The sequence below is a fragment of the Spartinivicinus ruber genome, from assembly GCF_011009015.1.
Classification (GTDB): Bacteria; Pseudomonadota; Gammaproteobacteria; order Pseudomonadales; family Zooshikellaceae; genus Spartinivicinus; species Spartinivicinus ruber.
In genome coordinates this window covers 3,089,114-3,115,140 of record NZ_CP048878.1, presented here as the reverse complement: position 1 = coordinate 3,115,140, position 26,027 = coordinate 3,089,114, and the positions used below count along the sequence as shown (strand labels likewise).

The window sequence follows — 26,027 nt, the reverse complement described above, 5'->3', positions numbered from 1 at the left end:
GGTGGTTAAGAGATTTGTTGGTGAAGCTTAACCGGGTTGATCGGGTGACGGGTGGATTCACCCTCCACTCTCGGTTGGTTAACTTCGCATAATGTACAACGTTATGTTGAACTTTCGGCTGAGAGAATAACAGGTTATCTCAGCCGAAAATTTACACATAACGTGTCTTATGCGATGTTTTGACCGCGTTTTAGCTTATTTTCTTTCGTATTACGCAGTAATGGACTACTGGTGTATGGACTACCATATTAGCGATCTGAGACGCTTACGGATTCAGTCAGTTAGCATACGACGGCTGTTGTATTGGCGGCCTCGCTATATTCTTTATTTTATTATTCCTCGTGTGAGATGGCCGGTACTTTATGCTGATGAGCAGGGGAGAACCGTGGTATTTGATAGCTTTGAGGATGTATTAAGCCTTGTAGATAGCTTCAGAGGATTGCAGACAGTGGATGTGCAATTGATGGAGCTTAGCCAAATACCGCAGTCACGGGGTAATATCGTTGAGTGCTATTCAGATAACTATTTGCGCAAAGAAGACGTGAGCCGTTCACGTTTCGCATGTCTGTGACCGTGTAACAGGTGGTGAGTAAATGTGATGCCATAACGCTTATGCCGTATATACCCCCATGCCTCACAACCCTTTCCCTTATTAACCTTGCTTTTTAAGAGTCTGCGTTGATTGCCACCATGCTTATTTGGTGTAGACGGCGTGAAGCCGTCGGAGACAGTAGCATCATTCATTCGCGTAAATTTGTAACCCTTGAAGCGCCCGCAGGGCTGGGGTTTGGGGCTAGCCCCATCAGCCTTCAGCCACTTAGCAAGATAACAGGAAACATAACAAAAATTGCCTAGACTGAGTTAGTTGGCGGAAGCGTTTGGTCTGATTAAGGAGGATTTTATTGTGATAAGTGCAATTATTTATTTGGATGGTAGTGAAATACAGGTTGGTAGCATAAAGACTCCTATACGAATAGGAGAGTCTATTGATACTGGCAGTCATGGAAAGATTAAAGTAGTAGATGTTGTTTGGGTTTTTAAGCGTCAGCATCAAGGCTGTAAAATTTATTGTACGCGGCAATGATATAAGAGGAAGTTTTGCTATCGGGGTAAGTCTCTCTTTTGAACGCTCTTAAAATTCTGCAAATAGATATAAAACGACACCCTAAAGTATAGAAATTGATACTTGACACAGTTCAGCAAGCCTTTAATTAAGAGTAAATACATGCTTACTATATAGGCCAATGATAAAGGCTTGCTGGCAGGTTTAAAGGATTGCACCCAGAAACCCGCGTAGCGGCGGGTGTCGGGCTGGCCCGACAGGCATCAACAAATAAGCAAGTTAATAGGAAAAACGGCGGGAGTTGCCTAGACTGAGTTGGATGGTCTGTGGGAATGAATGGAGGAGCGTAATGGCTGATACAGTTAGAGAACCGTCTTGTCCAAGTTGTAAAGAGGAAGGTTTTCATTTGATGGAGTGTAGCAAACAAAGTCAAATGGGGACTAAGCCTTTTGAAGTGGTTTATTGTTTATCTTGTGGGTATGTTTATGAGGTAAGACCGTCAATAGTTTTAGACTCAATATTACAAGCTATTAAAAGAATAGAAAAAAAGCTTAAGTAGTGTTTGTAAGTGCAGTGTTTGGTAATACTGCACTTTACTCCCATTTTTGGAACTCGTAATAGCGGATAAAGTTATATTCGGTGTTTTTTTATCCACTCAGAGGCTTGAGCTTGAGTCTCAAGGATAGCCTTTTTAGTTAGTATACAGTTCTCTAGATGTTTGGTGAGTCCGTTGGTTCTTCTAAGTTCTTTTATTGGAATATCGGCCATGGCTTCATTTATAAGACGCCAGAAATAGGCTTTGCGATAGTTTTTAACCACACCAAACCCTTCAAAGTACATAACAGCAATATTGTGTTGAGCCATGCTGGTGGTTGGCATGCTTAAGTTAGTTTTTATTAACTTGATAGCTCTTTTGTAGTTACCTTTCCTGAGTTGTTCACCAGCAGCTTTTTCAATGGTGTTTTTAAATTCCCAGTTTTTATGTATGACAATAAATGTAGGGTCGCTGCTGCAAGTTGAGTAGGATTTCATTGCGTTTGGATCGACAGCGTATGCTTTTGGTAGTGTTTTTTGAGCAATGGCTGTGGTGCTTATACAGGTTGTTGCCAGTATTAAAACTAATTGGTTGATGCTTTTCATAAGGCTGCGTTTAATTGTTGCCTTTTTCTTTGGCAAGTCTAATCCATTGAGCTTTTAGTTCAGGGTTTTTAGTTTTCTGCGCTTCAGCAGTAGCAATTACTTGCAATGGGTCAATTTTTAATGCTTGTGCAATTCTTAGGTATTTTTCTTTACCTATGGATACTGACCCAGTTCTAAGCTTAGATATTGCTTGTCTGCCGACGTTTAATTCTTTTGCGACTGCATAATCGCTTGGCAAATTCAGCTTTGCCTTAAATTCATCGACGTAATCTTCTAGCCATTTCATACAGGTTATTTTTATTCCTTGGGTGAAGAATTTCACCTTACATGTAGTCTTGTAATTAGTTAACGTACCTTTTTATGGTAACAGTAGACAAGGTTGTTGACATGTTTCGCATTTTTTGACTAACATGGCCACGTTCTAAACACATCCTGTGCTTTATAAGAATATTTTTTAATCACTTGGCGATTGAACCGCCTTTTATTATTACCTGATCAAGTCCAATTTAGCTGGTTTTAATTCCGCACTCGTTGGAGGTCGCTTTGCGGCCAGATAGGAAGGAGTTCTGTGGTGACTCAAACATTCGTCGGCTTTGACGGTCGTGTGCATAAAAATGATGAAATTAATAAATTCGGTACACCGGATTGCCTGCATTTTCGGGATCGAATTTTATCTAAATATTTAGCGTTAGCACCGGCGATGCGTGCGGAATATTTATTTATTGCTGAAAACCAGTCTCACGTAGAAGCGAATTTACGTTTATTAGAATTAGATAAGCAATTGCATATTCGTGATTTTAATTTATTAGCTGATCGTGATGAGTTGGATGACTTTGTCATGCGACGTGTAGAAAATTGCATGCAAATTCGTGCGGCAGCGGGTAATGATTTTGAACGGGCTTATCACGGTTGTTGCAGCCTTGCCAAATTATATGAGGTGAAAGCGCCGAGTGTTATCAGTAATGGTGGCTATGAACCCTGCGTGAATCGTTTTTGCTGTGATAAATGGTGGAAACGGCAATTAACCAAAAGACAAAAAACAACGGTAGATTCTATTGCGCGTGATTTAAGGCAGGTGCATAACCATGCTAAACCCTATTGTTCTGATATTGCGTTAAAGCTGCATCGTCAACAGAAAGTGATTAATCGTACTTATTTAGAAACACAGATAGCGGTTAATGAGGAAGACCAGGAATATACTTTAGCAGAATTAGCCGATGTCACAGTTTCGAATCCAGCGATTCGTCGTATGGAGTTAATTACCCGTATTAAAGGGTTTGAAGCCATAGCGCAGGAAATGGCGCATAGTGCTTTATTTATAACGTTAACCGCGCCTTCACGTTTTCATTGCATGACTAAAATTACCGTGGGTGGAAAAGTAGTAAAAGTTATCCCCAACAAAAATTATGGTGGTCAGACACCACGGGACACGCAAAAATACCTTGTTAATTTGTGGGCAAAAATTCAAGCGAAATTAAGCCGTGAGGGGATTAAACCTTATGGTTTTAGGGTAGCAGAACCGCATCATGATGCGACACCACACTGGCATTTTTTATTATTTGTAGAACCTGGCCAGGTGAATCAGTTGGTGGATATTTTTCAGCAATGGGCGATGCAAGATACGCCAGACGAAAAGGGTGCGGAGCAACACCGGGTAAAGGTTGAGCCTATCAAAACCGGGGTAAACCCAAAGACCGGCAAAGACTATTCAGCGACGGGCTATATCATCAAATACGTGTGTAAAAACATAGATGGTTATGGCGTTGATAATACGGCAGCTGACGGTGAATGGGCTGATAAAGATGCGGCGAGTTTAGCGGAAAGAATCGAGACGTGGGCGCGGACTCACAGAATACGACAGTTTCAGCAGATCGGGGGACCGAGTGTGACGGTATGGCGAGAAATGCGACGGCTAGCAGAGCAAGAGGGGTTGCTTGAGGAAGTACGACAAGCAGCGGATGCCGGAGACTGGGCGGCGTTTGTGAAAGCCATGGGTGGTCCGAATGCGTTGCGTAAAGATCAATTGGTTAAGCCAGCGTATGCGGTTTCGAAGTCTGAATATATTGATACGGAAACGGGTGAGATTATTAACGTGCCGGGTTGTACGGAATACGGTGATGATGCCAAAGAGCGTGTAATTGGCGTGTTAATGGCGGGTATTACGGTGTTAAGTCGGATGCATACCTGGCAAATAAAAGAGAATGAAAACGTGCGTAAGGCGTCCCGTAAGATCATGACGGGGATGGTTGAATTATTGGATGAGGCTTATCAACAGAATAAGCATGAATTGTTATTGCGGCGGGCGAAGCCCGCTGCCTTGGACTTGTGTCAATAACTCTACGCAAGGGGTAAGAGGTTATCGCCATCGTTTAATTATTGCACACATTTTTTAAATCATTTTCATTGCGCGGTTGTAAAGCGCTACAAGGCCAAAAGGTAAATAAAGGAGTCATTATGTCTTTTTCAATGGATATCGTATTTGTAGGTGCCACTGTGGGCTCTGGTGAGAGTAAAAAGAGTGGTCGTAAATTTGATATGGCAACGATTGATTACGCAGTCCCGGCTGAGGATTTTTCGAACGACAAGTGTGTTATTCAAAAAGCCGGTTATGAAGTGAAACAGATCGATATGGAAAAAGCGTTGTTGTCTAAGCTGCGTGACATTCCATTTGGCACAAAAATCTCTTGTCAGTTGGCAGTTGATCCGGCAAACCCTCGCCGGACGTTTGTCACTGACGTCACTGTATCCAAACAAAAAGCGGCTTAATGCAAGCAGTTTTGTGTTCGGGGCAATGGTTAGCGGAAGCCGGTCAGTTGCGTTGTGATGGCGAGCTGACAACGGTCGACGCTAGCCGTTTATTTTGGGACCTCTCCCAACTTGATCTAGCAGCGTTAAGCGCTGCGTTTGGTTCTGGCGCTGGCTTATGCCTAGCGTATTGGGCATCAGCAAAGGGACTGACGTTAATTTTGCAATTTTTAAAAACAAGGAGTTAAACCGATGCAACGTTATTTACGTTTGTTTTTTGTGTTTTCCGTGGCGTTACTGTCTGGCGCGGCTTTCGCTGAAGGTGACACGCCTACGTTAACGAGTGGCATTAGCTTTGATGGGGTGCTCGCTCAAATTACGACAGTTGCTATTGCACTGGCTGCGTTCTATGTAGGCCGTAAAGGCATTTACTTAGTGTTGGATATGCTGCGTTCTAAAAACTAAGCACAAGGGGGCTAAGGCCCCTTTTTTAATGAAGGGAAAAAGGTTGTGCAGGATTTGTATGTATTGGCGTTTTTTGTTCTTGGCTATCTCTCTACTTTGTTCATCGTTCGCGAGTGGTGAGCATATTTTCTATGTGAAATACCCAGCTGAATACCCGCGTTTTGGTAGTTTGGAAGCAGTTTGTGATTATATTTTAGGTTCTGAGCGTAAACCTGAAAATGATGTGTATTTTAAGGTTCCCCCTAACCAATGGCTGCTTGAGTATCGAGGTGTTGCATTTGAAGGGTTGGAGTGTGGCCAAGATAGTGTTTATCACCCTACTTTTTATACAGCGGTTGGTGTTCGTATTGAAGGTTGTCCAGCGGATAAGCCGCATTGGGACCCTAAAAAATTAGAGTGTGTTAAGGAAAGTCCTTGTGCTGATAAGAAAGGCCAGCCCGCTTATTTAAAGGTGAAGCGCGAGAATAGTTATCACGATTATTTTGAGCTGAACGGTTGTGAGGTGGTTGTACGCACTATGCAGTGTCGTGTAGTTGAGGCGACAGGTGAGGAATGGTGTTTTGCGACTTCAGCGGAATATACAGGCGAATCAGGCGCAGGTAAGCCAAGCGCAACATCGACGTCAGGTCCACCCGATAAGCCAGAGGAACCGGAAGAACCTGAAGGGCCAGACGATCCTGACACGCCAGAAGAACCAGAGGAACCAGAAACCCCTGGGCCGGATGATCCTGACGATGAGGGTACAGAAGAAGGGACCGAAGAGGGTTCAGAAGGCGGAAGCAGTACAACAGGTTCAGAAGAAGAGGGCGAAGAGGAAGAAGGGGATTTGACCTTTACAGGCCCGGAGTTACCGGATGACCGCGCCAATGCGGATAAGATGGCGCAAAGCTTAATGCGGCATATTTACGAAGCCCCTATCGTTAAAGCGATTAAACAACTCTCGCCGCCTAACACGGGTGGCACCTGCCCCAAATACAGTTTTGATTTAGGCACCCTGGGGATGCACACCTTAGATCAGCATTGTGACTTTATTAATCGGTTACGGGGTGCGTTGAGCATTTTATTTAAAGCCATGTGGACTCTGGCAGCTGTCATTGTGTTTTTAAAGCTATAGGCGTTGTTATGTTAGATAAAATCAGTCAAGCCATTAGCGACTTCTTAGATTGGGTCATGGATGGCATTGCGTATCTACTGTGGTGTATCGCGGACTTCTTCATGAGCTTGTTTGGCAAGGTACTGGGGTTAATTCCGGTGCCTGACTTTATGCATGATGCTAATACCATGATGGCGCACTTATCGGCTGAGTATGGTTGGTATCTGTCGATAGCCGAGTTCAGTTATGGCATGAAGGTCTTGTTTTCGGCGTTACTGGCGCGGTTTGTGATTAAGCTGATTCCGTTTATTGGGTGATGTATGACAGTTCGAGCGTATATCGGTAAGCCCAGGAACGGTAAGAGTTATAGCGCGGTTAAATATGAGCTGATACCGGCGTTAGAGTCAGGGCGACTGGTGGTGACGAATATCCCGCTTAACATGCCGGAGATACTGCGGCGTTATCCGAAAGCGAATGTACACAGCATCAGTCGTGATGCGCCATTAGACGACAAGCGCAGTTATAGGCCGGGTTACTTCAATCTGAAGCGTTGGCCCGCAGGCACGCTGTTTATCCTAGATGAGTTCAGACGCTATGTCCCGGCGGGTACCACTGAACGACAGATTGATAAGGATACGCTCGACTTCTTTGCTGAGCATGGCCACATGGTGGATGAACACGGGCAACAAAACGACATCATTCTGGTGACGCAATGCTTAAGCCAGATCGCGAAACCGCTGCATGTCTATGTCGAGGAAACGGTGATTGTTCAGCGCAATTACAACCTGGAGAAAGTCACCCGGTCGGATAAGCCAAAGATCATCAGTAAGATATACGACGGCCCGGTTACGTTGGAACGCCACCCGGAGTCCGCGTTAGCGCGGACCATGGATGAGTGGTTAGATACAACGACGGCGGAGTTATACAAGACCAACCAACACACAACACATGGTGTGACGGATAACAACACGACGAGTAACCGCAACAACGTGCTGAAGCAACCAGTTGTGTATCTGGGGTTGCCGTTTATGTTTGTCTCAATCCTGTATGCCGTCTACAGCGTGTTTAGCTTCTTCAATGTGCCAGTAGCAGAAGCTGAAGAAACCAAGCCAGCCAAGACACAATCAGCACCGATCAACCAGCCACAACCGATTAAGACCGTGCCTGTTACCGGGTCACAACCTTCAACAACGGTTGAGTCAGCAACACCGACAAAGGCCGTGTATTCGTATCACTGGCGGATTACAGGTGATTTTTATGACTATTGGCGAGATGGTCGGCGGCTCCGCTGGGTAATGATCGAGACAGCTTCGGGTGTGACTCGTCGTATTCGATACGACAAGAGCTGTGAGCGGTTTGAGTTGGATCCAAGTGACTTCTATTGCGTGGTTGACGATACCCGGGTAACCCGCTGGACAGGCGATAAATTACCGGGTTACGGGCGTTTCTCATTGAAGACAGCCGTTACCGGTGCGGAAGGCGAAGAAAGCTGAGGCAGCTTGCGAAATGCGCCTCGGGCGCGAGTGAGTAAGCTAACGAAGCACTGAGCCGTAGCGGTTGGTGGTTAAGAGATTTGTTGGTGAAGCTTAACCGGGTTGATCGGGTGACGGGTGGATTCACCCTCCACTCTCGGTTGGTTAACTTCGCATAATGTATATTATGTTAAATTAGTTATATAGATAAACGATTACATAGCTGTTACTGCCAACTAATTCATACTGCTCTCTTATTCAGCACCTTGTATTCAATAAACTGATTTCGTTGTATTATAAATACTCTAAACGGACATGCTGACGCTTTATTTAGCAGCTGACAACTAATCAGTTAATCATTGTTAATCTTATGGTAAGCAAATTGACAAAATATAAACTTGGTGTGGTCTATTGCTCTATTACGCTATTGTTAAACGTCGTATTGGCCGGTTGCGGCATTGAGGAAAAACAAGAGAAAACCACAGCAATGAACATTGCTAAAGCTGACAATTCCTCAAAAAAAATAATCTTGTCCAAATCAACCGCCATACAACCAGCTAAGTCAGCTTCGATGGTTAATGAAAACCGTGCTAATACATCTGCAAAACAAACCGTCAAAACAACAACAGCACAAAATAAGTCAACTAAAACTAACACCGTTAACAAGCCCTTAGTGTTGAAGGTTGATCAATCAATGCTGGATGATGATACCGACCAAAATGACCAGAAAAAGTCTTCTAGCACCGGTGTGTTACCTGATATGTTTAATGGTAATGATAAAAAGAAAAAGGTTATTTCTGGTGGTCTATTAACTAAGGACGCAACGGATAACTTATCCGATACCGTAGATGGTGCTGAAATCTCACTAGAATTAGAGACAAATTAAATATTTGCGTTAAAGCTGTAGTAACTCCAACACCTGCTGAGGTTTAGCATTGGCTTGGGCTAATACTGAAATACCCGCCTGCTGTAGTACTTGGGCACGAGAAAATGCTGCCGTTTCTGCAGCAAAATCTGCATCAACAATGCGAGACTTTGCTGATGCAAGGTTTTCATTATTAACTTGCAAATTATTGATGGTTGAGAAAAAACGGTTTTGAATGGCACCTAATTTTGCCTGTTGAAATGCAATCTGATCCAACGCATGGTCAACTGCCTTGATAGCCAAATTAGCTCCTGCTGCCGTAGACACATCAATATCTTGTAATAATTGGCTTTGTTCCAAATTACCATAAATGCCCACTCTGAAACCAACCCGATTAATTGATAAAAATGGGTTGTTAGTACTGATTTCAATTTTTCCCGCTGAAAGTAACTGAATAGAAGCCCCTGTATTAGCACCAATCGACGGTACATTAAATCCTGCATCCGTAGCATTTGCGGTTTCATTGGCTAAGTTTACATTACGCCCATCTTGTGCAATCAAACGAAATGAGTCACCAAATACTTCAGCAATAACCCCAGACTGACCTGACTTTTTATTAACAGCAGTGACAACTTTATCAATTACTTGGCTTTCAGAATCACTTGCCGTAAATGACAAACTAATGGTTACCCCATTAATTTCAACTGACTCGTTACGATCATTACCAGGGTTGACTGAGCGAGCATAAACGACAGTTGGTAATACGGTCGCTGTCACACCAGTTTGCTCTTTAACCAAGTTTATGGCGGCAGCTTTAGCGATAGCGGAAGCATTATTATTAATTGACGATGCAGTATCGAATGCAGTTACTGAAGACCCAACCGCTATTCCATTAATCACCAAGTCCCCTGTACTTAATGCTGTTGTACTTACCCTTCTGCCAACTACCCCACTGTTGCCACCACTATAAGAGCCAAACGCTAAACCGGTGAAACGGCCAATATCGGATCGTCCAAAATCAATATTAATTGGTTGTTGATTTTGAGCTACTAATGTATAGCTACCTACATAAGTTTGAGTGCCAGCAGCTGTAATTGCTACCGCAGCGGATAAACCAGAGCCATTATCATCGTAGCGAATATTACGACCATCATCGGCAATTAAAGTAATCCCTGTGTTAAGGTTACCAGTATTAATTGCACGAACGCCGGTTTGCCCAGTGGAATTATTAATGCTTGAAACAACCGACTCACGATTCACATCTGCCTCTAAGTTGGTATTGGTTGAGACATTAATGGATACATTGTTAATAATGATTGATCCATTGACTGTCGCATTGGTGGCAGCTGAAAAACCTGAATAGCCCACCACATTGGGATTCGCTCTTGCTGTTACTTCCGTTAAACCTGCAGACTTATTAATCGCAGCCGCAATAGCAATAGCGCTTCGTTCACGGTCGTGGGTTGATGCATTATCATCACTACCAGTAGGTGCCACAATGGGTACCCCATTAATCACTAAATCACCACTGGCAAGTGTGGTTGAAGCACCTGGTCGAGAGGATGAAATACCATCTGTCAATGTACTGCCTAACCTGTCTGTGGTCACTTTTGCAATTGAAATAGGTACAACATCGCCTAAATTTACCCCCGTTTGGAATAAGGTATTGGTTAATGAACCATCCAACAATTTCTTGCTATTAAAATTAGTGTTTTCAGCGACAGTTTGAACTTCGCTCAACAACTGTTGTATTTCTTCATTAAGGGCAATTCGATCAATTTCAGTATTACTATCATTAGCTGACTGTAATGCTAATTCGCGGATTCGATGTAAGTTATTAATGATAGAGGTAAACGCACCTTCTGCAGTTTGGGCTAAAGATACCCCGTCATTTGAGTTTCGAATGGCAATGGTTGACCCTCTAATGTGTGAGTCAAATCGAATGGAAATAGCAAAACCTGCAGCATCATCCTGAGTACCGGTCACCCGTAGGCCTGACGCCAGCCTGGCTAATGCATTATCTTCAGCTTGCTGGGTCGTATTGAGCGTACGTTGTGCAATCAGTGCTGTCACATTGGTATTGATGATTTGTGGCATAAAGTGACTATCTCTATTTTATAAAGAAATAACTGCAACCACTTATATTGAAAATTATTTTTAAAAAAATTTTCTGTTCTCTCAATTTTGGCTCAGCCCTGCCGTTATCTTTTCCAACAAATGTAATCCTTCATCAATTAAATTGTAGCAGTTAGCATAATTACTGCAGGTTTAATGTTGCTTACAAAAAGTTATTCTTACCAATAAAACACCTTTCGTTCTGACATATATTTGCTACTTTGAATGCTAAGAATGAAGTACTGAGGATATGCAATGAAAGGGCTTGTTGTTTGGTGTTGGGCAACTTTGATTGCCATTTCAGTTCATGCTGAACAACCCGTTACTGTTTTTGCTGATGACTCTTACCCACCCTACTCTTATGTTCACAATGGTAAAGTAACGGGTATTTATACCGATATTTTAAGAGAAGCATTTGATCAAATGACAAGCTATCAAGTGGACATTCGTCCCACACCCTGGAAGCGGGGGTTAAAATTTCTTGAGCAAGGGGTGGGTTTTGCATTGTACCCACCTTATTTAAGAAAAAAAGCCCGACCTTATATTGCCCCCTACTCTACTCCGATTTTAGCTGAGCAGTTGGTGGTGGTTTGTCGAGAAGAAGTGTTTGCTAACGGCCCTCGACCGGATTGGCCCTATGATTATATAGGCTTAACTATTGGTAGAAACAGCGGTTTTGAAGCTTTCAGTGTAGATTTTTGGCGCTTGGTTGCCAGTGACAAAATTAAAGCGGAAAGTGCCGGGGGTAATAGGATGAACTTGCTCAAAATCGCTAAAAATAGGATTCCCTGTTACGTCAACGACAAGCTGTCCATTTTCTGGGAGCTGCAACAAATGGAAAAAGAAGGTGTGTATGAACCAGCTACACATGGTCGTATTATCCAAGGGGTTATTATCAGTGCCGAATGGGGGCATGTAGGTTACACTAACCAAGGGGGTGGCCGCTTTCCATTTAAAACCGACTTTGTTAAGCAACTGGATATTATTTTAAAAAAAATGAAGTCATCTGGACGGGTTAAGGAAATAGTCGAGCGCTATGTCGTCTCCCAAGATCAATGACGATCGCATATACAGGGATTGAGTATTATATGAAACGCAAACATTGTAATAGAGTGCTTACAGTTTGGTTACTAACTGTAATGCAGGTTCTATTTGTTATAGATGTAGCCGCTGCAAATAACAATGACTGTAAAGAAATTAATATTTTACTATACAACGAATATCCTCCTCTTTATTGGAAAACACCTGATGGCTATAAAGGCGCAGCAATTAAAATCACTGAGCAATTCTTTAAGGCTATGTCAATTAAAATCAATTTCATTATCGCCAATTCCTATTTTAAAGTGATTAAATCAATCAAGGATGAACAAACCCACTTAATTCCTATTTCTAATGTTAATGCACCGAAATTACTATCCTTAGTTGAGCCCAGCTATTATAAATCAGATATTGGGATCTATGCACTTAATGAAAATATGATTTCACTTGACGAGTTTACCAAAGACTCATTGTACAAAGTCAGTGCTATTAACGTTGATATTAACCAGGTAGTTTCAGCCAAATTGCCAACCCATCATCTTAACTACCGTTATGGAGATATTAATACTTATTTCCGCCGGCTAAATAAAGGCATTTTTCGGTATCTCATTGCGGATAAAACATACTTTGGCTTGCTCAGCAATCAACCAGACTTAAAAGCGATTAAATTATCTGATTACTCGTTAGGCAAAACAAATATCCATTATGCTTTTTCCAATCAATACCCCTGTAAAAAGGTTCGCCGTGACTTTACTGGTTTTCTAAGTTCTTTAGTAAAAAATAAAGAAGCTGAAGAAATTATTAATAATGCTTATCTGGAGTATTATTACTAAGGGACGTTACTTAATAATGAAGTAATCTCTGCAGCTATTAATGCCTCTTGCGGCCAACGTTCTTCTGCCGCCTTCTCAAGGTATTGATTAGCTAGCGTTTCACCTAACCAATCGGTTATCCAGGCCCTAATAGCTTGAAGTTTCTTCTGTGCCTGTTGGCTAGCAATTTCTATAGGGGTGGTTATACCTTTTGTGATCAGTGCTTTATATAAGGTTTTAAAGGTGATTGTCCTTGTTGTTTTCGAATAGCGGAAATTCGTTGAGGAATCAAAAACCCGTCAGTATCCATATCCCCAAAATAATACACATCAGTTGCCGAAAACTGTGCTTCCAGTACCGCCAAACTGTCGCAATAAGCTTCGCTGGATAAGCGGTTCCCTTTACCGTAAACAATGGCCGAAAATTGTTGTAATTGCTGATTGGCCTGACAACAGCTGTAGTATGTGTTGGCATTTTCAACGATAAGTAACGGCTTATTACTGGTCAGACGCTTATCAAATAAAGCAAGGGGTTGAAATGGCAAAGGTTCAGGGCAATAAAAACAGTCAAGGTCAGATAACTGCAGTTGGTTATTAAATAGTCCCTTATTCTCTCGACAATTATCTAAGGCTTTTTCATCACCAAATAACTGTAAAGCTCGCTCTCTGGTAGGTAATCTATCTGGGTTAGCTGGTCGGTATTTTAAATAATCATTGATAGCTAACGCCATCTCAGTATCTTTTAGCTTGGTTATGCTTGGTGCGATAGCCGCCATTTTGGTTGGCTCCCAAGCAGTTTCATTTTTAATCCGCTCCAACTCAGGGTTAGCTTGCTTGCTATCATCACGAATAAGTACAACCGTTTCAGGCAAGCCCGTGGTTTTGTTCCATTTTTTGCTTTTGGCAGCAAGTAGAGGTTTTATCTGACTTTCCTCAACCAGCGACTTTAAAACCGCAAGGAGTTGCTTAGCCATTTTTAAATCATCGCCAAACACGCCTAGATTTTTTCTGGATTGTTTAATAGGCTGGTAAAGTACTTCTTCTACGTTAACAGTTTTATTCTTCAACTCAGCGAAAATAGCCAGTACTTGTTGTTTAATTGCTTGCTCGACGGATTGATCCATTGGTTACCACATTCCTTTTTAAAAATTCTCTTGTAATACGCTATCAGGTTGTCACTTTCTGCAGTCCCCTCACCCAAAGGGAGGGGGCGTTAAATTAGCTTAGGCATGTTCCACATGCTGCTCTATCACTTCTAATAATACATAAGGCGTATTATCGACCTGTAACTGTCGATTGGTTTTTCTGATTGCAACCCGGTGTTCAAAAATACTCAGTGATTCCCGGTCATTAATCCCGGTTAAATACACACACTGAATGCCCATTGAGCGTGCCACTTTCAACTGAGCATCCAAAAAGTCTGAACGGTTACACACCCCTAATGGGTTATCAGCAATTAAAAAAGCCGGAATCCGTTCATCAGCACGATGACGCCGTTTTTGCCGCATAGCCGTTAACAAAGAATACAACAGTACCGCTGTAGTTAAGGCTTCACCACCCGATCCTAAATCTTTTCCTACTGGCTCATAATGACGCCCAGTATCATCACACTTCAATAGATGGATACCAAATTTATCTTTAGCCGTGGAAGCACGTAATAACCGATAAAGTAATTCAGCGCCTAATACATTACCTGCCGTCGGGTTCACTTCAGGTAAGCGGCCATGCTCCATTAGCTCTTCAAACCAACGCTCAATACTACTATGGAACACATCGTAATTTTTGTTGAAGTCTAATCGAGAACCTGCTTTCAATATGGGTTTTCCCCCATAAATATACACATCTTCAGGAATCATCACCTTGGCAGCTGCCTGTAATTTTTGGTGATATTCCTTGGTATGTTGTAGCAAGGTACCGACTAATGCTTTAACAAACTGTTCTGAGCGAGATAAATCACCCTCGATATTAAGCGCAATTTGCTCGGCTTTATCCAATAATTCTTCGCACTGATTACCCAGAGAGTTGGCATCATGACGAGCTAACTCATCAACAATTGCCGGTAACTGTTGTTTGAGTTTTTCATCCTGTAATTTTGATTGCAATTGCTCAAACGCATTACTCAGCTTATCACGGCAGCGTTTGACATGATCTTCTCGGGCTTTTTGATTTTTAGTCAGTTCCTTGACCAATTCAGCCATTGCCTCAGCATTGGCTGCAGGTGAATCAGCATAAATTAAATCAGGCCATTCTGCTCTGGGGGATTGTTCATCCCATAATGGCTCATAGGTACTAATAGTGGCTTTGGCGACTGATAAGGTATTGGATAACTGTTGTATTTCGGCAAGGCGTTTTTCAAACGGCGGTATTTGCTCGCCTAACGTATCGTAATTTTCTCGGCTGCTGGCTTCTTCATGACGGAACCGATGTAACAACACATCCAAATCTTCTGCCATAATTTCTTCTGAAGTAATACTCGGGGTTATTTTATTTCTCGCCTTGGCTTTTAGTTGTTTTTGGCAACGGTCAAGATCTTCCTGTTTCTTCTCTAAATCTGCGCCGAGCTTTGCTGCCTGCTCAATTAATGTTTGTAATTGGGCTTCCAGCATCTCTTTTTGATCATGTCGAACAAGTTTACTTTGTGCTGCCCACGGCTCTGCCAATTGCTGATCAAACTGATGGTTTTTTTGATAGTTTGCGAAACCCGTTTTCGCTTCCTGCTTGGCTTTCGTTAATTCATTTAATTCGTTATTTAACGCTGTAATTCCTAGCTCGGTGACTAATTGCCGCTGGGTTTCCTGTGCTTGATCATATAATTGACGTAATACACTGATATCATGTTGCAATGCCTCTTGCTGATCTTGCTTGGACAATGCTAGCTCTTCACTGACAGGCACATCATTTGCCAGTTGATCCAGCCGCTTTAATTCTGTTTGTTTTACCGACTGCTGCCCTGTTAGTGCAATCACTTGCTGTTGCATTGTTTCAATGGTTTCAACCAGGTTATCCCACTCTTTATTTAAAACGATTTGCTGCTCTTGGTGTTGCTGTAGAGCTTGCTGCCATTCCGCTAGGTTTTCATACTGATTTAGCCATTGCGTAATGGTGTTCAAATGCTGTTGGTATTGGTGTAATTGTTGTTGAAACTGCTGAGCTTGCTGACCAATGGTTTCTTGATCTGTAATCGTTTTCTCTCGCTGTGCCTTCAGTCGTTTAAGCTGCTGCTGTAAATGCTCAACGGCTTGGGTTTGACTAACTACTTGCTCTTTCGCCGCCGCTACCGCTACCGTATCAGGAAATAGACTACGATAGTGGTTTAGTTGTTGTATGGTGGTTTGCCATTGCGCTAATTGTTGCTTAATGTCAGTTGCTTTAGTTAAATTTGTTTGCAGTTGTTCATTTAAACGGCTTTTTAACTGATTAATATATTGTTCACTGTAAATATTCGGATCATTCGGTGTAACCACATAATGTTCGGTAGCGACGACTTCTTCCAACCCCTTACAGGGTAATGAAATAATCACGGGACGATTTAACCAGTCAGGAATTTCCAATTGTTTTATTTTGTCTATAATTTCCTGATTAGCCGCATAAATGCCCGTAAACCGACCTGGGTCTCGCTGCAAAAAAGCCGCTACCTGGTCCGGATCATCTTTGTAAAAACTGGTTAAATAATCCGGATAGGCTTTTAACTGAACCGGGGTAAACTTATGCTCATCATAAAAATACTGCAGTAGCCGTTGAGTTTGTGAGTCAACCGCTAAAGATTTTAGTTGCTCCCACTGTTTTAATTCATGCTCTAACTGCCAACGTGCTTCCTGTAGTGCTTCTATTGATTGTTGGCGTCGGTTAATCACCTCTTCCACTTTATTGGTTAATTCCGCACTGGTTGGCTCAAAGCTGTGGCTGCCGGTTAAGGTAATCAGTTGCTCATTGGCCAGCAACTGTTCTCGTAATTGTTCTGCTTGCTGTTGCTGCTGTGCTAATTGGTCAAGTAACTGCTCTGCCGTTGCTAGTTTTTGCTGTAAAGACAGTTGCTCGTTATCCTGCTCACGCCGGGTTTGCTCCAACTGGGTCAATTTAGCACGGTAATTTTCCAGTTGGTCTGTTACCAGCGCTACCATTTCCGTGAGGCGAGATTGAGCCTGTTCTGGTGTTTCATTATGTTCAAGTAGCAACCGTTGCTGACTGGTTTGAGCACTTTCCAACTGGGTTTTCAACCGAGTAATGGCTGCATTATTTTGGTCATGCTGCTGACGAATGGTATGTTGCTTTTGTTTTTGCTCACCAAGTTGCTGTGCATACTGCTGCTGTTGGCTGTCCAAGTTTTGTAAGTCAGTTTGCAGCTGGTCTCTTTCATGTTCAAGACGTAGATGATATTGACAAGCTCGTCGATTAATTTCCTCCCGTACTGGTGAAAGCTGACTATCCGCTTGCCGTAACGCTTGTAGTTTAGTCTTTTCTTTACTGGTTAATTCTTGAATTAACGCAATATAATCGGCTGCATTTATGGCTTCCCTTTCTGCAATGACCGCTATTTTTTGCTGTTCTTTATCCTTCAGTTGTTGTGCAGTTGTATCATAAATCTGCTGTAGCTGAGCCTCTTGAACAACCAACTTATTCACCCCAGCCACTTCCGATTTATGCAGTGCTTGTTGTTGTTCTTGTTTGATGACATTCAGCTGCTCAGAAGCTTTTTGGAGTTTTTCATCGGTTTTTGTATAGGCTTTATGAAGCAAAAATGCAGCTTCCGCTAACTGCGCCTGATTGGTATCGGCCTCATTTTTAGCTTGGCGCCACTCAGCCGCTTTTTGATCAAAATCCGTCAGTTGTTGTTGAATTTTTCTCACCGCCGTCAATTGACGCTGTTTAACTGGCCGGTCTTGCATTTTAGTAATTGATTGCTCGGTGGTTTCCCTTAGCTTTTGTGCTGCTTCCATATCTGCCACACAGCCTAAAAAAAAGCTGATAAACTCTGCTTCTGCTTTAAATTTAAAGGCATCCTTAATGCCCCCTTCACTACGGGCAAAATCCACCTGACGGCTCATTAACCAGGGATCCAATCCAAGGTTTTCCAGTTTTTCTTCCCACTCTCTTTGAGACTGGGTTTGTTGCACTCGCGAACTTAAAAACTCTCGCACAGCCGTATAAGGTTGATCTTGTGCCAGCAGTTCATCCCACTGGTGCTTTAGTTGGTCAAATAAATCCGGTTGATTAGCAATAAAAAAGTAACGATCGACCCGTTCTGTAGCACTTTTATGGCGAAACAATAACTGCCCTAACACCAAGTGCTCTTCAGGTTCCGCCTCAAATAAATTGTTTTCACCCGTGGTTACCAAATCTACTGCAACCACCGCGGGGCGACCGGGAATTAAATATTGCTCTAGGGTTTTATCACCATTAGACTGCAGGTGTTGAACAAAACGGCGTTTTTCTGGACAAAAAACGCCTAATAGAAAAGATAGTAAAGTGGTTTTACAGGTACCATTTGCAGCAAATAATACGCCATGGTCAGGCCGTTCCCCTTCTTTAAAAATAGGGAAATAACCTTTTTTTAAAATATTACCGCCCGCAACAATATCACTGACAAAGAATTTACACAGCCGATACACCTTAGTTCTCCTCTGTTTGCTCTGCTAATTGCGGCGATAATGTTTGAGCTTGTTGCTGTTCCGTAGACGATGTTTCTTTCAATTGCGGATCTTGCCCAGTGGCTACATTTCGAAAACTATGAAATGCATAAACCGCCGCCTGACGGAGTGCAGCCTGATATGCTGGGGTAGGTCGATACTCGATGGTTTCTTCCTGATGGTCATCAAATGCTAGCAAATAATCAGTGCTCACCAGGTGTTCTAATACCCGATTAATCAATGCTAACCAACTGGCCCCTGCACCAGAGCGTTTACTATCAGGGTTTTCTTCTGGTAATTCACGAATCCGCTGGGCAGCGGTTCGCACCTGCGGGTCAAAAATATCATCGTCCGGTGCTAGCTTTTGTTCCTGGTCAGCAAATCGACGTAATACCTGAATAATGTCGTCGACCATGACAACACCTAAATCTTCTACAGGTGCATCCAAATCGGTTTCATTAGGAAATAATGCTGTGGCAATTGCACAGTGCACACACAATAGATCAGCGGCTTTATTATCCGTGCGGGCCAACATTTTGCCATAGTCCGTCAACGTGGTAGCAAAAAAGCTAGTCGCATTACGTGCTGATAGGCGTAAGCCCTCATTGGTGATGGTTAGAATTTGCAACTCCATGGCTTTTAAACCGCTTTCCACCAGTTTCTGAAAAGGCTCGCTGGAACGAAATTTTTGCAGCAGCTCAGTCATTTCTTCACTATATGGACTTAATGCTCGCTTATTACCATTACTGTAAATCAGGCTTAAATAAATCAGCCGGTTGGCTTGAGGAAAACTATCTTCGTCAAGGTATGTCATGGCAACAATCCTTAAATTTAAGCCTGGTGAACACTGAAATATGTGCTTGGATGCGTACTGGACAGCAACAATTCGTGGCCGCGATATAAACGCCCATCAGGCAACAGCAGCCGTACGTGCTGGTCCGCCTGAGGCTCAATATCTAGGTGATATTTTTCTGCCAACCGATGATCAACAACACATTGGAATACTAACATGGACATAGCGATCGGTAGTAACAGCTGGATCTCTTCCGCCAATGTTGGCTGCTCAGCCGCTTGGGCTAATAATTGGCTGAGTAAAATGGGTTCACCGGCAACAGTCGTAAACAATAACTTTAACGCTTCTCCCATCAGTGCATCATTCAGCTCAGGCTGGAAATATTCAATCAGCTCAGCGGCTTCTTCTTCCACTTGTTGATAGAGGTCACCTGATGCACTTTGCCGCTCTAAAGCCCGGTCGATGGCATCAATCATTGAGCCTGGGTCAAATAAAGGCTGACGCAGAGGTGGGTCAAACCGGGCAATAAACTCCACACCAACGGCGGCAGCATGTTCTTCTGGAGTAGCGAACAACCGTCGGGTAATGGTATCCATGGCTGGCATCACTCCTATGGAACGGCGCCGAAACAGTTTATGGCCATGACTATTAAAATCATCCGGTAGTTTTTGTAGCTGATTGACCAGCTCCATTTGCTGAATATTTAACCGCTCCAGGTTTTCTGCCAATTGTTGAAGTTTATAGCGCAGTTCTTCTTCATCACTGTTTTTATCTAAATTATCCAACACCAGGTGGTGTAATCGGCCACTTTCCTGCTGAATCTGGGTGGCTTGATCAGCCCCTTCATCAGCTAGTTGATTAATGTGTCGAAAATCTACGGCCTGGATATTCCGTTCAATACTACGACGCACGTCGCGTACTTCATTGGCTTTGCGTAAACATTGCTTACGATTTTGTTCCGTAACCGTCAAGGCATCATCCACATTGCCCCGCTCAATTAATAATTTAATGCGCAAGTTACCAATAGCAGCAGCATCCAAAGCACTGCTTTCATGAAGACCAAAATAGGCGACATAACCTGCATCGGTGAGAGCAAAAAAAGACTCTTTACCCTGACCGGTATAGACCGCTTTGATCAGCCAGAATTTACGGGTGTGATACTGATGGTGTGCGCCATCATAAAATCGATAAGTAAACGGCAGATAACGATTATCACGGTTTACTAAATGATCAAAGACTTTACCCAGCACATTTTCTAAAGCACTTGAAGGGACTTGAATTTGTTGAACCTGAAGTTGTGCCTCAGCTAAAGGTAACAAGTGTTGTAAAATTTCAGTGCGACTGGCACCCACCTGATACTCTGTTAGCTCAGCAATAATATCCAACGTGGCAAAGGCAAGCCACATTAAATCAATGTGCTCCAGTAAATTAGGCGTATCTTCTTCCTGCCCAGTTTGCCGATAAATACGGCCAGGTAACTCATAGATCGGTCGCATTATCAGGCTGGAGTGAACCACCTTGGTTACGTCTGTTGCCAAGGTACGGTTGCTTGTGCCTTCTTCTAGAATTGTTTCAAATGCTGTCACACTACGACACCCTTAACCTTCAGCCCGCCGGAGCTTCAATTGAAATTAAATAGGGTCGTCTATTCTAGTGTGCTGTTGACTAATGGCAACTTTTTTATAGGTAAGGACTACTAATAAAGGGCACTCAAAGTCATGAACATTGTTTATGCGTAATATACGACTCAATATCATCATATATTTGTAACAAGTGATTAGCATGTAACACTGACAATAGCCTTAATAAATTGCCAGTTGCATTGACCAATGCAATATCTTTTCCCTTGTTCCGTTGTTGTTCTTGTAAGTTAACTAACCAGCGAAAACCGGTTACATCGATATAGTCTGTCAGCCGGCAATCCAATACCAGATCGGAAGCACTACCCACGAGGTTCTGACTTAAGTGGTTAATAGTATTGTTATCAATGCTTTGGGGTAACTTAATGACTCTCGCATTCAAGTGATCATAAGTCAGTAGGGGCATGGTCGTGACAATCCTTTTGCAACATGCTCTTTCTAAATTATAGAGGAAGGCACAACAGTAGATGTTAATTATACTCTTCGCGAATGATTTTTAGGCTTTGTTAGCGTCTCTCAGTCTATGCCGCTACCAACTGTTTACAATAAAGTCACAACACGAATCGATAAACCAATTAAGACGACACCTGTTACTCGGTCAATCAATGGCCCCTGCCGTTGTAGCAAGGCCAATACCCGTTGCTGAGAAATTAATACAGCAATAAGACAGTACCAACCACCATCAATCACCATCACGGTTAAGGCCATTGTCAATTTTTCCAACCACCCCATTCCTGGCTGAATAAACTGACTGAATAATGCAATAAAGAAAATCGCCAGCTTAGGGTTTAACAATGAAATTAGTAATCCTTCTTGTGCTGCCTGTTGCCAGGTTGTGACTTTACAGCCAGTAATGTGGCCTTTATCTCCAGAGGTAGCACGCCAGGCTTTTACGCCTAACCAGGCTAAATAGCCTGCCCCAATTAAGGTAACGGCTTGTTGCAATGAAGGATAAGCAGCAAAAACCACTGCTAGCCCAGAAATTGACAATAAAGCATACCCCCCCACGCCAATTGCATGTGCAATGGCCGTTACCACTCCCAAACCACGAGAGCCACTCACAGTATTTCTCATCACCACCGCCAAACTAGGGCCAGGTGAGATAGCTCCTAGAATACAAACCCCTATTAACGCTAACCAATTGGTCAACTCCACGGCATACCCCTTTCACATTAGCCTGAATCAAAGTGCTGGTTTGCTCTACCCAGCGTATTTACTTTATCCAGGAAATTATCATGAGTGAAATGGATTTTTTACATATAAAGTATGATTATTTGTAATGGTCTCCACGGGGGAGGATTGATAAAATATTCAGGCTAGTATTGCTGTAAGGCTTTTTCTACATCAATACCAAAGGTGATAGCACCGATCACCCGACCAGTTTTAGGGTCAGCAATAGACAAACTCACTTGAGCTTGAAAGTGTTGACTGGATTCATCATATTGAATTTCATCGATGAAAATTGCATTTTTACCAATGAGTACAGTGTTTTTATATTTACTTTCGTCCCCTTGCCAATAGTCAGAGGTAATATCACTCTGTCCTACATTGAAGCCTTTAATATCCATCACAAAAACTTCAGCAAATAAACCATTGGATTCTTTTTTTATTTTTTTTAAATAGCTAGATAAGTTGTTCGCTAATACAGAGTTAATCAAAGGTTGTTCGTTGTTCTTCAACTCACCTAGCCACTGTTGATCAAGGGATAGCTCCTGTTGTAGCGTTAGCATCCGGTGTTTGGCGTTTTGTTCGATGATAGTATTAATTACCACAGGATGGTGTGCAATTGCACGCAATCGACTATTGGCTAGCTGCAAGAGTAAAAGCCGATCCTGGTCTGTTAATTTAATTTGCTGCGAAGTACAAGGCCCTACAGCTTGATTAAAGCGATGCAAGAACAACGGGTTTTTACTTAAAAAATTATTAGAAAAATATACCCCCAACGGCGTAAACTTAGTAAATATTGATGTATAGTTATTTTCTACCCCTTGCTTGATCAGTTCACGGTTAAATGCTTGGCTATTGGTTAACACCACTTCGATGCGGCCCTGCTCTAACTGATGCACTAGCAGTGCTAATGATCGTGCTTTTGTGGCTATTTTGTAGCCTCTATCAGACAACCAGTTAGCTTCATTAGAGTCACTCTTTACACCAATGATTGCCTGCTTAAAACTATTTTGCTGCTTCTTTGGGTGCAGGTCGTTCTTAAAAAACCAAGCCCACTTTTCCAGGACTAATGGCGCAGATAGCTTAGCAAATAAGTTGACATTATTATCTTCTGCTACTGCGAAATAACCGTGTGCCACTTCAGTTTCAACTTCCTTAATTGCCCGATTCCATGGCATTAACTTAATGTTGTAATTCTTATCTAAGGTATTAAAAACACATTTTATCGACTCTATCGCCTCTCCTGTTAGAACCTCATCGACTTTGACTTGATAAGGTGGAGAAATATGCGTGCGTAGCTCAATAGACACTTCCTGACTGGCAGCGGGTTCATTATTGACTATGAAACCAATGAGTACCAGTATGCCCCAGAATTTGGCGATGCGCATAGTGACAGCCATACATCCACTATTGAGATTTTAAAATAAGCTTAGACTTTAAAAATAAGCATAGTCGGTTTTACCTAGGGCCTGTTAACACTATTTGAATGTCACTGTTGCCACTGTAAAAGCCCTATCACTCCAGAGCTATGGGCGAATACATTGACTCACTTAACTTTTTAAATACCTGCTGCCTAAACCATTGATGGGCAGGATCATTATGATGAATTCGATGCCATAATAAGTGATATTGATACTCCGGCACAGGCACTGGGAGCGTTTGATAGCAGAGGGGTAAATAACGGCAAGCATTAATGGCAATATGTAAAGGAATAACCAGTAACATTTTGCTTTCAGTTAACACAGAAAATGCCGCCGAAAAAAATGGTACTTCAACGGTAATTTGACGTTTGAGTTGCTGTTGAGACAGCCAATGATCAAGAAAACTGTCTTTATCCCCACCGGTTTTAATCGTCACAAAAGGCCAGGCTAGTAATTGTTTAACCGTTATTGTTGATTGGCTAGCGAGTGGATGGTGCTTGCTCATTAAGCAAACTGGGTAATCCTGGCCAATGAATTGGCCATGTAAGTTTTCAGGGATATCGCCAGTATTCATTGTTGACACCAAGTCAATGGGTAAGTGGCCCAGTTGAGTTAACCAATCTGGTTCCCATAGCCGATAATTGAGTTTTATTTGAGGGGCTTGGTCATACACCTGTTGTACAATTTGCGGCAAAATATACTGGGCTACATAGTCGGAAGAAGCTAACACAAACCGGCGTTCACATTGCGCTGGAGTAAAAGTCTCATCAATCAACAGTGCATCAATATCACCAATGAGTTGTTTCAGCTTGGGTAACAAAGCAGTTGCTCGAGCAGTCAGAAAAAACTGGCTACCTTCTCTAACCAATAACGGGTCATTGAAATACTCTCGCAATTGAGCAAGATTGCGACTCATCGCTGACTGGGTTAAGTGCATTTGTTCTGCCGCACGGGTCACATTTGCGGTAGTCAATAAACTATACAACGCATGGAGTAGATTAAGATTGAGTTTTTCTTTTTCCATTTGACGCCTGTTTCAATTTGTTGGTACTTGTACCTGTTTATCAAATTTCAGACTTATCAGACAGGATAAGCTTTGCCGACACACTCAATTTCCTGCTATTGTAATCGCCATTTTTAATATCAAAGCTGCAACTTTTATACAGTGAAATGGCTGTAACACATTTGCCTTATTTTTTACAAACAGTCAGGCAAAATGCAATTGATGCGCGTTCTAACAGCAGTTTCAACTGGGAGTATCATTATGAATTGGCTGAAAATTACTGTTCCCATTAGCATAATTGCCGGAGCACTTATCATCAGCTGGCAACTCAGCAATAGCAAGCAAAAACCTGATACAGAAGCCAAACCGACTGCCAAACTACCAGTAGATACCCGGTCTGTTACACCAACCCAAGTACATTTTTCCATTACCAGTCAAGGTACTGTTAAGCCCCATACAGAAACCAGCTTAATCTCACAAGTATCAGGCAAGGTACGTTCTGTTTCGTCGGCATTTGTCAGCGGAGGGACTTTCAATAAAGGCGATACCCTGCTAACAATTGACCCTCTCGATTATCAGGTTGCAGTTGCCCAGGCAAAAGCAACATTAGCGCAGGCAAAAGCAAAATTAACTGAAGAACAAGGCAAAGCTAAAACAGCTGAACGGGACTGGTTGCGAGAAGGACGACGCTTAAACCAAGCCAGCGATTTAGCACTACGCAAGCCTTATATCATAGAAGCCCAAGCTGCCGTTAAGGCTGCTAAAGCAGACTTAGCCAAAGCTGAACATTATTTAACCCAAACAGTTATCCGTGCCCCCTATGACGGCATGGTTAAAAATAAACAGGTCGATGTAGGACAATTTGTGAGTGCAGGTAGTAATTTAGCGGTTATTTTTGCTACCGATTATGCCGAAGTGCGGTTACCCATTAAGCGGAGTGACTTGGCTTTTCTACAATTACCTGAATTTGGTAACAGCAAAACTAAAGGTCCAGCCGTTACCTTAAGTGCCTGGAATGCTCCCTCCCCCATCTGGCAAGCTGAAATTACTCGGCAGGAGGGGGTTATTGATGAAAAAACCCGCATGCATTATTTAGTAGCTCGGGTAGCAGACCCTTATGGTTTACAACAAAATAGTCAAAAAATGGAGCAAGTCCCACTGTATTTAGGGTCTTTTGTTAAAGCCCAAATTAGTGGAATTACCATAGCAAACCTCTCTCCAATCCCGCGACACTTGCTGCGTAAAAATCAACAGTTGCTGGTTGTTGATCAAGCCAACACTCTACAGTTACGTACTGTAAAAGTGGTAAGAGAAGATGCTGACTTTGCTTACGTAAAGTCTGGTTTACAAACAGGTGATCAACTTTGCTTAACCGCCATCCCTTCGCCTGTGAGTGGGGCAACCGTTGTTGTTAATAATGATTCAAAACTGTCAGCCAACGAACAGCCTACCGTTGCTAGCTATAGTGAAAAAACCAATACCCAAGCTGGCACCAAACAGCAAAAACCAATTGAAAAAAACCATGGCACTGATGAACCAGCTGCCAATAATACACCCAGTGAGGGGTAA

General features: G+C 42.6%; 25 protein-coding genes. 14 read left to right on the top strand and 11 right to left on the bottom strand.

Annotation, left to right across the window (positions count from 1 at the left end):
* The first annotated feature begins 235 nt into the window (after positions 1-235).
* The 3 genes from G4Y78_RS14525 to G4Y78_RS14515 all read left to right on the top strand — a co-directional run bounded on the left by G4Y78_RS14525 (position 236) and on the right by G4Y78_RS14515 (position 1,622).
* Positions 236-571: a hypothetical protein gene (locus G4Y78_RS14525; protein WP_163833707.1), complete on the top strand. Its 336-nt coding sequence runs from the start codon at positions 236-238 to the stop codon at positions 569-571.
* Positions 572-904: 333 nt separating this feature from the next.
* Entirely contained in the window at positions 905-1,084 is a 180-nt protein-coding gene (locus tag G4Y78_RS14520; RefSeq protein ID WP_163833706.1) for a hypothetical protein, read from the top strand.
* Positions 1,085-1,412: 328 nt separating this feature from the next.
* The gene (locus tag G4Y78_RS14515) at positions 1,413-1,622 is read left to right on the top strand and encodes a hypothetical protein (RefSeq protein WP_163833705.1); all 210 of its coding nucleotides are present in this window, start codon (positions 1,413-1,415) and stop codon (positions 1,620-1,622) included.
* Between the two features lie 71 nt (positions 1,623-1,693).
* On the opposite strand, the gene G4Y78_RS14510 is transcribed toward G4Y78_RS14515, so the two are convergent.
* Positions 1,694-2,239, bottom strand: coding sequence for an SEL1-like repeat protein (locus G4Y78_RS14510; protein WP_163833704.1), 546 nt, complete (start codon positions 2,237-2,239; stop codon positions 1,694-1,696).
* A complete protein-coding gene (locus tag G4Y78_RS14505; RefSeq protein WP_163833703.1) occupies positions 2,214-2,489 on the bottom strand; it encodes a helix-turn-helix domain-containing protein in 276 nt (91 codons plus the stop codon). Before G4Y78_RS14505 ends, G4Y78_RS14510 begins: the two co-directional genes overlap by 26 nt.
* 285 nt (positions 2,490-2,774) lie before the next feature.
* Here G4Y78_RS14505 and G4Y78_RS14500 point away from each other — a divergent pair, with 285 nt between their 5' ends.
* The 8 genes from G4Y78_RS14500 to G4Y78_RS14465 all read left to right on the top strand — a co-directional run bounded on the left by G4Y78_RS14500 (position 2,775) and on the right by G4Y78_RS14465 (position 8,864).
* Positions 2,775-4,538 carry a replication endonuclease gene (locus G4Y78_RS14500; RefSeq protein ID WP_163833702.1) on the top strand — a complete coding sequence of 588 codons (1,764 nt, stop codon included), beginning with the start codon at positions 2,775-2,777 and terminating at the stop codon, positions 4,536-4,538.
* Positions 4,539-4,606: 68 nt separating this feature from the next.
* Positions 4,607-4,969: a hypothetical protein gene (locus G4Y78_RS14495; protein ID WP_163833701.1), complete on the top strand. Its 363-nt coding sequence runs from the start codon at positions 4,607-4,609 to the stop codon at positions 4,967-4,969.
* Positions 4,969-5,196: a hypothetical protein gene (locus G4Y78_RS14490; protein WP_163833700.1), complete on the top strand. Its 228-nt coding sequence runs from the start codon at positions 4,969-4,971 to the stop codon at positions 5,194-5,196. The genes G4Y78_RS14495 and G4Y78_RS14490 overlap by 1 nt, the downstream gene beginning before the upstream one ends.
* A 4-nt stretch (positions 5,197-5,200) precedes the next feature.
* A complete protein-coding gene (locus G4Y78_RS14485; protein ID WP_163833699.1) occupies positions 5,201-5,413 on the top strand; it encodes a hypothetical protein in 213 nt (70 codons plus the stop codon).
* A gap of 58 nt (positions 5,414-5,471) precedes the next feature.
* Positions 5,472-6,527, top strand: coding sequence for a hypothetical protein (locus G4Y78_RS14480; RefSeq protein WP_163833698.1), 1,056 nt, complete (start codon positions 5,472-5,474; stop codon positions 6,525-6,527).
* An 8-nt stretch (positions 6,528-6,535) separates the two neighbouring features.
* Positions 6,536-6,823 carry a hypothetical protein gene (locus tag G4Y78_RS14475; RefSeq protein WP_163833697.1) on the top strand — a complete coding sequence of 96 codons (288 nt, stop codon included), beginning with the start codon at positions 6,536-6,538 and terminating at the stop codon, positions 6,821-6,823.
* Between the two features lie 3 nt (positions 6,824-6,826).
* Entirely contained in the window at positions 6,827-7,999 is a 1,173-nt protein-coding gene (locus tag G4Y78_RS14470) for a zonular occludens toxin domain-containing protein (RefSeq protein ID WP_163833696.1), read from the top strand.
* 361 nt (positions 8,000-8,360) lie between these two features.
* Positions 8,361-8,864, top strand: a complete 504-nt coding sequence (locus tag G4Y78_RS14465) for a hypothetical protein (RefSeq protein WP_163833695.1) — start codon at positions 8,361-8,363, stop codon at positions 8,862-8,864.
* Positions 8,865-8,873: 9 nt separating this feature from the next.
* Here the strand turns inward: G4Y78_RS14465 and G4Y78_RS14460 are convergent, their stop codons facing one another.
* Positions 8,874-10,940 (bottom strand): flagellin N-terminal helical domain-containing protein, encoded by a 2,067-nt coding sequence (locus tag G4Y78_RS14460; protein ID WP_163833694.1) that lies wholly within the window; start codon positions 10,938-10,940, stop codon positions 8,874-8,876.
* 273 nt (positions 10,941-11,213) lie between these two features.
* On the opposite strand from G4Y78_RS14460, the gene G4Y78_RS14455 reads away from it, so the two are divergent.
* Both G4Y78_RS14455 and G4Y78_RS14450 read left to right on the top strand, forming a co-directional pair.
* Positions 11,214-12,017 carry a substrate-binding periplasmic protein gene (locus tag G4Y78_RS14455; RefSeq protein ID WP_163833693.1) on the top strand — a complete coding sequence of 268 codons (804 nt, stop codon included), beginning with the start codon at positions 11,214-11,216 and terminating at the stop codon, positions 12,015-12,017.
* Positions 12,018-12,046: 29 nt separating this feature from the next.
* A complete protein-coding gene (locus tag G4Y78_RS14450; protein ID WP_163833692.1) occupies positions 12,047-12,829 on the top strand; it encodes a hypothetical protein in 783 nt (260 codons plus the stop codon).
* 196 nt (positions 12,830-13,025) lie between these two features.
* Here the strand turns inward: G4Y78_RS14450 and G4Y78_RS14445 are convergent, their stop codons facing one another.
* The 8 genes from G4Y78_RS14445 to G4Y78_RS14410 form a co-directional block, all read right to left on the bottom strand.
* Positions 13,026-13,931, bottom strand: coding sequence for a Wadjet anti-phage system protein JetD domain-containing protein (locus tag G4Y78_RS14445; RefSeq protein WP_163833691.1), 906 nt, complete (start codon positions 13,929-13,931; stop codon positions 13,026-13,028).
* Between the two features lie 99 nt (positions 13,932-14,030).
* On the bottom strand, positions 14,031-18,416 hold the full coding sequence (locus tag G4Y78_RS14440) for a hypothetical protein (protein ID WP_163833690.1): 4,386 nt from the start codon (positions 18,414-18,416) through the stop codon (positions 14,031-14,033).
* Position 18,417: 1 nt separating this feature from the next.
* A complete protein-coding gene (locus tag G4Y78_RS14435; RefSeq protein ID WP_163833689.1) occupies positions 18,418-19,248 on the bottom strand; it encodes a hypothetical protein in 831 nt (276 codons plus the stop codon).
* 17 nt (positions 19,249-19,265) lie between these two features.
* Positions 19,266-20,813, bottom strand: a complete 1,548-nt coding sequence (locus G4Y78_RS14430; RefSeq protein ID WP_163833688.1) for a hypothetical protein — start codon at positions 20,811-20,813, stop codon at positions 19,266-19,268.
* 130 nt (positions 20,814-20,943) lie between these two features.
* Positions 20,944-21,273, bottom strand: a complete 330-nt coding sequence (locus G4Y78_RS14425) for an STAS domain-containing protein (protein ID WP_163833687.1) — start codon at positions 21,271-21,273, stop codon at positions 20,944-20,946.
* Between the two features lie 134 nt (positions 21,274-21,407).
* Positions 21,408-22,022 carry a LysE family translocator gene (locus tag G4Y78_RS14420; protein WP_163833686.1) on the bottom strand — a complete coding sequence of 205 codons (615 nt, stop codon included), beginning with the start codon at positions 22,020-22,022 and terminating at the stop codon, positions 21,408-21,410.
* Positions 22,023-22,183: 161 nt separating this feature from the next.
* Complete coding sequence (locus G4Y78_RS14415; protein WP_163833685.1) at positions 22,184-23,434, bottom strand: type 2 periplasmic-binding domain-containing protein; 1,251 nt, start codon at positions 23,432-23,434, stop codon at positions 22,184-22,186.
* A gap of 115 nt (positions 23,435-23,549) precedes the next feature.
* Positions 23,550-24,479: a LysR family transcriptional regulator gene (locus G4Y78_RS14410; RefSeq protein WP_163833684.1), complete on the bottom strand. Its 930-nt coding sequence runs from the start codon at positions 24,477-24,479 to the stop codon at positions 23,550-23,552.
* 240 nt (positions 24,480-24,719) lie between these two features.
* Here G4Y78_RS14410 and G4Y78_RS14405 point away from each other — a divergent pair, with 240 nt between their 5' ends.
* Positions 24,720-26,027 (top strand): efflux RND transporter periplasmic adaptor subunit, encoded by a 1,308-nt coding sequence (locus G4Y78_RS14405; RefSeq protein WP_163833683.1) that lies wholly within the window; start codon positions 24,720-24,722, stop codon positions 26,025-26,027.